General features: G+C 68.5%; 7 protein-coding genes. 2 read left to right on the top strand and 5 right to left on the bottom strand.

Going from position 1 to position 8,564, the window contains the following annotated elements:
* Nucleotides 1–42: 42 nt before the first annotated feature.
* The 5 genes from ACFWGZ_RS11190 to ACFWGZ_RS11170 form a co-directional block, all read right to left on the bottom strand.
* On the bottom strand, nucleotides 43–1,737 hold the full coding sequence (locus ACFWGZ_RS11190) for an ABC transporter substrate-binding protein (protein WP_382451349.1): 1,695 nt from the start codon (nucleotides 1,735–1,737) through the stop codon (nucleotides 43–45).
* 80 nt (nucleotides 1,738–1,817) lie between these two features.
* The gene (locus tag ACFWGZ_RS11185; RefSeq protein ID WP_382451348.1) at nucleotides 1,818–3,947 is read right to left on the bottom strand and encodes a dipeptide ABC transporter ATP-binding protein; all 2,130 of its coding nucleotides are present in this window, start codon (nucleotides 3,945–3,947) and stop codon (nucleotides 1,818–1,820) included.
* Complete coding sequence (locus ACFWGZ_RS11180; RefSeq protein WP_382451347.1) at nucleotides 3,947–4,924, bottom strand: ABC transporter permease; 978 nt, start codon at nucleotides 4,922–4,924, stop codon at nucleotides 3,947–3,949. The genes ACFWGZ_RS11185 and ACFWGZ_RS11180 overlap by 1 nt, the downstream gene beginning before the upstream one ends.
* 16 nt (nucleotides 4,925–4,940) lie before the next feature.
* Nucleotides 4,941–5,918 carry an ABC transporter permease gene (locus tag ACFWGZ_RS11175; RefSeq protein WP_382451346.1) on the bottom strand — a complete coding sequence of 326 codons (978 nt, stop codon included), beginning with the start codon at nucleotides 5,916–5,918 and terminating at the stop codon, nucleotides 4,941–4,943.
* A 672-nt stretch (nucleotides 5,919–6,590) separates the two neighbouring features.
* A complete protein-coding gene (locus ACFWGZ_RS11170) occupies nucleotides 6,591–7,613 on the bottom strand; it encodes a hypothetical protein (RefSeq protein ID WP_382451345.1) in 1,023 nt (340 codons plus the stop codon).
* A gap of 18 nt (nucleotides 7,614–7,631) precedes the next feature.
* On the opposite strand from ACFWGZ_RS11170, the gene ACFWGZ_RS11165 reads away from it, so the two are divergent.
* Both ACFWGZ_RS11165 and ACFWGZ_RS11160 read left to right on the top strand, forming a co-directional pair.
* Entirely contained in the window at nucleotides 7,632–8,204 is a 573-nt protein-coding gene (locus tag ACFWGZ_RS11165; RefSeq protein ID WP_382451344.1) for a DUF6886 family protein, read from the top strand.
* Nucleotides 8,183–8,560, top strand: a complete 378-nt coding sequence (locus ACFWGZ_RS11160; protein WP_382451343.1) for a PH domain-containing protein — start codon at nucleotides 8,183–8,185, stop codon at nucleotides 8,558–8,560. Before ACFWGZ_RS11165 ends, ACFWGZ_RS11160 begins: the two co-directional genes overlap by 22 nt.
* Nucleotides 8,561–8,564: the final 4 nt, after the last annotated feature.

Below are 8,564 nucleotides of genomic sequence, written 5' to 3'. Positions count from 1 at the left end.
GGCGGGGAGACCCCCGCCGGGCCGTTCGTCAGCTGACCACGGTCACCCGGTGAAGCCCATGTGGATGTAGTCGTACGGACGGTTCGCGTACGCGACGGCGCCGAAGTTGGCGACGTTGCTCTTCACCGCGACCGCGCCGGGCAGCTGGTACAGCGGCAGCTGGTGGCCCAGCTCCCAGATCTTCTTGTCGGCCTCGTTGGCCAGCTCCAGGCGCTTGGTGTCGTCGAGCTCGCCGACGGCCTGGTCGAGCAGCTTGTTGACCTCTTCGGACCCGATGCGGCCGTAGTTCTGGTTGGTGCTGGCCGGGTCGAGGTAGTAGATGCCCTTGCTGTCCGAGACCGGCGTGGCCGAGGCCAGCCAGCGGAAGCTCGTCATGTCGAAGTTGCCGACGTTGACGTACTGCTTGAAGAAGTCGGTCGAGGGGACGGCGTTGATGTCGATCTTGGCGCCGATCTCCTTGAGCTGCGACTGCACGAGCTTCGCGATCTGGTCGGAGATGGGGTTCGGCGTCGGGATGACGTACCGGACGGCCAGCTCCTTGCCGTCCTTCTTGCGCGTCTCGCCCTCGAGCTTCCAGCCCAGGTCGTCGAGCTGCTTCTTCGCGGCTTCCTTGTCGAACGAGGCGACGGACGAGTTGTCCTTGTAGCCCGCGGAGCCCAGCAGGAAGAAGTGGTTGCCGGTGACCTGCGCGTCACCCTTCAGCATCTGGCCGAGCAGGGCCTTCGTGATGACCTTGGTGTCGATGCCCCTGGTCAGCGCGACGCGGAGCTTCGGGTCCTTGAGGATCGAGGAGTCCGCACCGTTGAAGGTGATGTGCGAGTAGTCCGGCGTGATCGCCTGGCGGATCGTCACGCCCTGCATGGACTTGGCGCGCGTGAAGTTGTCGACGCTCGAGCCGATGTCGAAGAAGTCGATCTGGCCGTTGGCGAGCGCGTCCGCGAGCGCGGTGCGGTCGACCTGGCGGAACGTGATCTTCTCGAGCTTCGGCTTCTCACCCCACCACGCGGGGTCCTGCACGACGGTCACGAGCTTGCCGGTGCGGTCGATCGTGCCGATCTTGAACGGACCCGCGGTGATCTTCGGGGCGTCCGCCCAGCCCTTGTTGAACTCCTCGGCCGAGGAGGACATGGCCTTCGGGTAGAGGGGCGAGAAGATGCCCTTCCACTCGGCGAACTTCTTCTTGAAGGTGACCTTGACGTCCTGGTCGGTCGCGCCCTTCTCGACCTTCTCGATGTCCTCGTAGCCGGTGGTGCCGGCGACCTCGAAGGCCTTGTCGGTGCCGCTCAGCGACTTCCACATCGACTCGAAGTCCTGCCAGGACAGCGCGGTGCCGTCCGACCACTTCGCCTTCGAGTTGATCTTGAACTCGAGGACCTGCGGGTCGCTGGAAGCGAGCTTCGCGTCGTCGAGGTAGTCCTTGTTGACCTCGAACGTGGCGTCCGGCTTCTGCTTGAACAGGTTCGGCATCACCGTGTCGATCATGCGGCGGCCGTCGGCGTTGGTGCCGTCGAGCTGGTTGTAGTTCCAGTTGTCCGGCAACTGGTCGACCGGCCAGCGGAACTCGCCGCCGTCCTTGACCTTCGACGCGTCCTGCGGGTTGATGTCCGCCTGGCCGATCGTGTTGTCCGCGCCCTTCAGGCCGGAGTTGCCGTTGTTGTTGCTGGGCCCCCCACACGCGGTAAGCGTGAGGACGACCGCGGCCAGCGCGGACACTCCCACCGTGGTACGTCGACTCACTGTCGTGAACCTCCCTCGTGCCCGGACACCAGTTGCCGGGAACACTGTTCCTTCGCAGGTCTTCTGAGGCGACGGATGCATCAGAGGACCTGACGGACTTGGGCGAAGTGGCAGGCGGCCTCGTGGTCGGGGGCCTGGACCTCGCGCGGTGGTTCCACCTCGATGCACGTGCGCTGCTTCTCGGGCGGCAGCTGCGCGTGCAGGAAGCAGCGCGTGCGGAACCGGCAGCCGGACGGCGGGTTCGCCGGGCTCGGCAGGTCGCCGGTGAGGATGATCCTCTCCCGCTGGCGCTCCTTCACGGGGTCGGGGATCGGGATCGCCGACAGCAGGGCCTGCGTGTACGGGTGGCGCGGCGCCTCGAACACCGAGTCCACCTCGCCGATCTCGATGATCTTCCCGAGGTACATGACGGCCACCCGGTCCGCGATGTGCCGCACCACCGACAGGTCGTGCGCCACGAACAGGTAGGCCAGGCCCAGCTTGGACTTGAGCTCCTCCAGCAGGTTGATGACACCCGCCTGGATGGACACGTCCAGGGCCGACACGGGCTCGTCGAGCACGACGAGCTTCGGTTCGAGGGCGAGCGCCCGCGCGATGCCGATGCGCTGGCGCTGACCGCCGGAGAACTCGCCGGGGTAGCGCGAGAGCTGCTCGGGACGCAGGCCGACGAGCCGCATCAGCTCCGGCACGCGCCGGTTGATCTCGTCCTTCGAGAAGCCGTGCACCTGCATCGGCTCGGCGATGCAGTCGTGGATCGTCAGGCGCGGGTCGAGCGAGGCCATCGGGTCCTGGAACACCACGGACATGTCGCGGCGGATCGCGAAGCGGCGCTTGGCGTCCACTTCGGACGACTTCGTGCCGAGCACGGAGATCTCGCCGCCCATGGGCTTCTGGAGGTTGAGGATCTCCATCAGCGTGGTGGTCTTGCCGCAGCCCGACTCGCCGACGAGGCCGAGGGTCTCGCCCTCGCGGATGTCGAACGTGATGCCGTCGACCGCGTGCACGGTGCCGACGCGGCGCTTGAACACCACGCCCTTGTTGACCGCGTACTCCTTGACGAGCTGGTCGAGCCCCAGCACGACCTCGCGCTGCTCGCGCGGGATCTTCGCGACCTCGGGCTCGTCGGCCACCTCGGCGCCGAAGATCTCGACCGCGGCCTCGGCGCCCTCGGCGTCGGTCGCGGCGATCTCGTTGGTGCGGATGCACGCGGCGCGGTGCTCGACCGAGCCGTCCACGTCGACGAGCGGCGGCTCGGCGGTGTGGCACGCGTCGACGACCATCGGGCAGCGCGGCGCGAACGGGCAGCCGGGCGGCAGGTCCGTGAGCGACGGCGGCTGGCCCTTGATCGGCACCAGCGCCTGCTTCTCGCTGACGTCCAGGCGCGGGATCGAGCCGAGCAGGCCGAGCGTGTAGGGCATGCGCGGCTGCTGATAGATGTCGTCGACCTGGCCGGTCTCGACGGCGCGGCCCGCGTACATGACCATCAGCCGGTCCGCGAACCCGGCGACGACGCCGAGGTCGTGGGTGATGATCACGATGCCCGCGCCGGTGACCTCCTGCGCGGTCTCGAGCAGCTGCAGCACCTGGGCCTGCACCGTCACGTCGAGCGCGGTGGTCGGCTCGTCGGCGATGATCAGGTCCGGGTCGTTGGCGATCGCCATCGCGATCACCGCGCGCTGCCGCATGCCGCCGGAGAACTCGTGCGGGAACGCCTTGGCGCGCTCGGCCGCGTTCGGGATGCCGACGAGGTCGAGCAGCTCCACCGCGCGCTTGGCCGCGGCGGACTTCGACACCGCGCCCCGCTTGTGCACCAGGATCGCCTCGGCGATCTGGTCGCCGACGGTGTAGACCGGCGTCAGCGCGGACAGCGGGTCCTGGAACACCATCGAGATGCGGCGGCCGCGGATCTTCGACAGGTCGGTGTCGCTCTGGCCGATCAGCTCGCGGCCCTGGAACTTGATGGACCCGGTGATGCGCGCCGAGGACGGCAGCAGGCCCATGACGGCGAGCGAGGACACGGACTTGCCCGAGCCGGACTCGCCCACGATGCCGAGGACCTCGCCGGGCGAGACGGAGTAGCTCAGGCCGCGCACGGCCCGCACGCGGCCCGCCTCGCTGGGGAAGGACACGTGGAGGTCTTCGACCTGCAGAACCGGTCCCTCGACGACACGGTCGGACGGCGTGTCGAACTGGAGCTCCGAGGTGGTCATCAGGCGGCCTTCTCCTTGGTGTCCTTCTTCTCCTTGCGGCGCACGCGCGTGGAGGTGGGGTCGAGCGCGTCACGCAGGCCGTCGCCGACCCAGTTCACCGCCAGCACGAACACGACGAGGAAGCCCGCCGGGAACAGGAAGAGCCACGGGAAGGTCGTCGCGGACTCGGCGTTGCCGCCGATCAGCGTGCCGAGCGAGACGTCGGGCGACTGGACGCCGAAGCCGAAGTAGCTCAGGCCCGTCTCGGCGAGCACCGCGGAACCGACGTTGATGGTCGCGTCGATGATGAGCAGCGAGGCCATGTTCGGCACGATGTGCTTGGCGATGATCTTGCGCGCCGGCTGGCCCATGAACTTGGCCGCCTTGACGAACTCGCGCTCCTTCAGCGTCAGCGTCATGCCGCGCACGATGCGGGCGGTGATCATCCACTGGAACGCGGCGAGCATCAGCACCAGCAGGAACCACGACTTGCCGCGGAACCACGGGCTCAGGATCGCGATGATCAGGAACGACGGCAGCACCAGCAGCAGGTCGACGACCCACATGAGCGCCTTGTCGGCGACGCCGAGGAAGTACCCGGCGGCCGCGCCGACGATCGCCGCGACGGTCGTCGAGATCAGCGCCACGAGCAGGCCGATGATCAGCGACTTCTGCAGTCCGCGCATCGTCAGCGCGAACATGTCGGTACCGATCTTGTCGGTGCCGAAGATGTGCTCGGAGTACGGCGGCTCCAGGAACGCGGTGTAGTCCTGGGTGTCGTAGCTCCACTTCGACAGCAGCGGGCCCACGAACGCCATCAGGTACATCCCGATGATGATCACCAGGCCGACCAGCGCCAGCTTGTTCCGCGCGAAGCGGATCAGCACGAGCCTGCCGCGCGTCATCGCCTTGCCCGGTTCGGGCGCCGCGTCGACGGGGCTGCCGGAGGCGGCGCCGGTGGTTCCCGCGGAGTCGCCCTCGTTGAGGATCACGGTCACGTCGTCGTCACCTTGCCTAGTTCACGCGGATTCGGGGGTCGAGCGCGGCGTACAGCACGTCGGCGAGCCAGCCGGAGAACAGCACGCACACCGCGACGAAGAGCGTCACCGTGGCGGTGATGTTCGTGTCCTGCGCCGAGATGCCGGTGACGAGCCAGTCACCCATGCCGAACCAGCCGAAGATCCGCTCGGTGAACGTGCCACCGACGACGAGCAGGCCGAACCCGAACGCGAACAGGGTCGCCATCGGGATGAGCGCGGTGCGCAGGCCGTGCTTGAACAGCGCCTTGCGGCGCGTCAGGCCCTTCGCCTGGGCGGTGCGCAGGAAGTCGCTGCCGAGCACGTCGAGCATCGACGAGCGCTGGTAGCGGCTGTAGTAGGCGATCTGGCCGAGGGCGATCGCGAGCGTCGGCACGATGAGGTGCTGCAGCCGGTCGCCGAGGTGCTCGAACCAGTTGCCCTGGAAGCCGGGGGTCGTCTCGCCCACGAAGATCAGCACGTTCGAGCCGATCGCGTCGTTGACGCCCTGCGCGCCCATCTTGAGCAGCGTGCCCAGCACGAACACCGGGGTGGACAGCAACACGAAGCTGAACAGCGTCGCGAAGTAGTCGCTGAACTTGTACTGCCTGATCGCGCTCACCACGCCGAGCAGCACGCCGAACAGGATGCCGATCGTGATGCCGAGCAGGAACAGCCTCAGACTCACGCCGATGCGCCGGCCGAGCTCGTCGGTGATGGGGCGGTCGGTGATCGTGCGGCCGAAGTCGCCCTGCACCACCCCGCCCATCCACGTGACGAACCGCTGCGGGATCGGCTGGTCGAGGTGGAGGTCTCGTTTCTTCGCCTCGATCGACGCCGCGGGCGGCGGCGGGTTGCGTTGCTGCAACACCCCGATCGGGTCAAAGGTGGCGGAGGCCAACGTGAACGCGAGGAACGTCGCCACGAGGGCGAGCACCACGTAGTTGACCAACCGCCGCAACAGAAATCCGGCCACCCGTGTTCAGTCCTCTCCCCGGTGGTTGCGACGTCGGCGCACTGGATTGCAGTGGACGAGTTTGCAAGAGATTAACCGCCGATCCGGCGGACCGCTGCCCACCCCCACCATTGCGCGGGGGCCCACTGACCGGGCCATAGTCACCCATGTGTGGGCGATTGGCGGGCCGAACAGTCACATCAACAGTTGACTCTCGGCAATTGTGTGTCCAAGCGTGACCATTGTGCGTCCGGATCGCTGTATTCACCGCGGAGTTCTGTCGGGACGCGGATGCGCATGCCGCATCCGGGCGAATGCAATGACCGGAAGTCGTGGGACAAGCAGCGCAATGTGATCAGAATCCGGACATCACGCTGCGAAGCGATTCATGTCGCCGCGGTTACTGCATCGACGCGGAGCAGCCAGGACGTCCGGCCGGCGCACCGGCCGCTGCCCCACTCCGCCGACCGGGCGCTGGGTCGGGAGGCGGAGTTGTACCACGTCCGCGGGCCACCCGAACGCCGTGAACCACGTCACAGCCGATGAGGGATGCGAACCAGGCGGCCGAAGTCGCGGAACCGGAAGCCCGTCCGAATGTGAAGCGGGCGTTCGGTCCCCTTGTGAGAAAGACCGCAGCTCCGGAAAGCGGTGTTCGACCGGGTTGCCGTGAACCGGTTCACGGCGGACTCCGGCCTAACCGAGCCGCCAGAGCCGGCCGCCCGCGATCACGAACACCTGCCCGCCGACCGCTTCCGCCGCGACCACGTCACCGCTGGGCCCGTCGGCCGGTCGTTCGTCCTTTTCGGACACGAGCTTCACCCCGCCGTGGTCGACGAAGAGCGTCGGCACGCCGTTGACGGGCACGGGTGCGGCGAGGGCCTGGTTGTCCCCGACGGGGATGTCCGGCGTGGCGAGCTTCTTCCAGTCGGGACCCGACCACCAGGCGAGCTTGCCCTTGCTGCGCCCCACGACGTGGCACGTGCCGTCCCAGCAGCGGGCGGCCAGCGCGGCGTCGCCGTCCGGCAGCGTCGCGGTGGTCCAGGCCGCGCCGTCGAACCGCCAGACCGCGGCGCTCACGGCGCCCTTGGCGATCTGCCAGCCGACGACGATCGCCCCGTCCCCGTCCGGCGCGACGGCGAGCGGGAACCGCAGCAGTTCCTGGGAGCTCTCGAGCACCGTGCCCCCGGACGGCTGGCGACTCCACGTGTCGGCGGCGTAGGTCCACACGGCGATGTCGAGCCCGGCCTTGTCGCTCTGCCAGGTGCCGATGACCAGCGGCCCCCGCTTCGTGCGCACCGGCCCGATCAGCTCGCCCGCGCCGTACCCGCCGAACGTGCTGAAGGCCTGCGGCTTCTCGGCGATCTGCCGGGTGTCGCCGGTCCAGGCGCTCCACCGCACGTTGCCGTGCGCGCCACCGCGTTCACCGCCGACACCGGTGATCGTCGTGCCGTCGGAGGTGATCCCGTACCAGTGCGCTTCCTTGCCGTACGGCGTCGCCGGGGTGAGCCGCGCGTTGCTCAGCGCGCCGTCCTTGGTCCGCGTGAGGAGTTCCGGGTGATCCGACGGCCGCGTGCCGATGACCAGCATGTCGCCGTGGCTCGCCAGTGCCTCCGGCGTCGCCGTGAGGCCGACCGGGGTGAAGCCGGCGGCGTTGTCCGCGCCACCCGACGAGCAGCCGGTGAGGACCAGCAGAACCGCGAGCGTCAGCCTCCGCATGCGGGCCAGTATGACCTCATGCGCCCCGAACCAGGTCAGGTGTTGCACTTCTCCGAGGACCCGTCGATCACGCGGTTCGTCCCGCACCGGGCGGCGACCGCGCGGCAGCCCGGGGAGTACGTGTGGGCGGTGGACGCGGCCCGTTCCCCCGACTACTGGTTCCCCCGGCAGTGCCCGCGGGTGCTGGCCTGGACGACACCGGGCAGCACGGCCGGGGACCGCGACCGGATCATCGGGCCCGGCTGCGGCGTGCGGGTGCACGCCGTGGAGTTCGGGTGGCTGGAGCGCATGCGCGCGGTGGAGCTCTACGCGTACCGGTTGGACGCGGCCGCGTTCCGGCCGTTCGGCGACAGCGCGGTGGTGGCGGAGGAACCGGTGGTGCCGCTGGGGCCGGCCGAACGCGTCGGCGACCTGTTCGAGCTGCACGAGGAGGCGGGGATCTCGCTGCGCGCGCTGCCGTCGCTGTGGCCGTTCTGGGACCACGTGACGAGCAGTTCGCTGGGCTGGAGCGGCATCCGGCTCCGCAACGCCCTCCCGCGGCCGGCGGAAAGCCTGGTAAACGTGGAGGTATGGGACTTCTCAGCGGAATGATGGGGAACGCGTCGAAGCTCGACCCGAGGGCCGCCGCGCAGGAGTTCGGCCGCCTGCTGGCGCAGGGGGAACCGGTCCACGCGGCCTACCAGCTGCTGCGCGACTCGTTCGTGTTCACCGACCGGCGGCTCATCCTGGTCGACAAGCAGGGCATGACGGGCAAGAAGGTCGAGTACCACTCGATCCCCTACAAGGCCATCACGCAGTTCTCGGTCGAGACCGCCGGGCACTTCGACCTGGACGCGGAGCTGAAGATCTGGATCTCCAGCAGCGACGTGCCGATCTCCAAGCAGTTCGGCAAGGGCGTCGACGTCTACGAGGTGCAGGCGCTGCTGGCCACGTTCGTCGCCCGGTAGCCCG

Origin of the sequence: Lentzea sp. NPDC060358 (genome assembly GCF_042725365.1) — a bacterium.
Lineage (GTDB): Bacteria > Actinomycetota > Actinomycetes > Mycobacteriales > Pseudonocardiaceae > Lentzea.
This window is presented reverse-complemented; position numbering and strand designations above follow the sequence as displayed.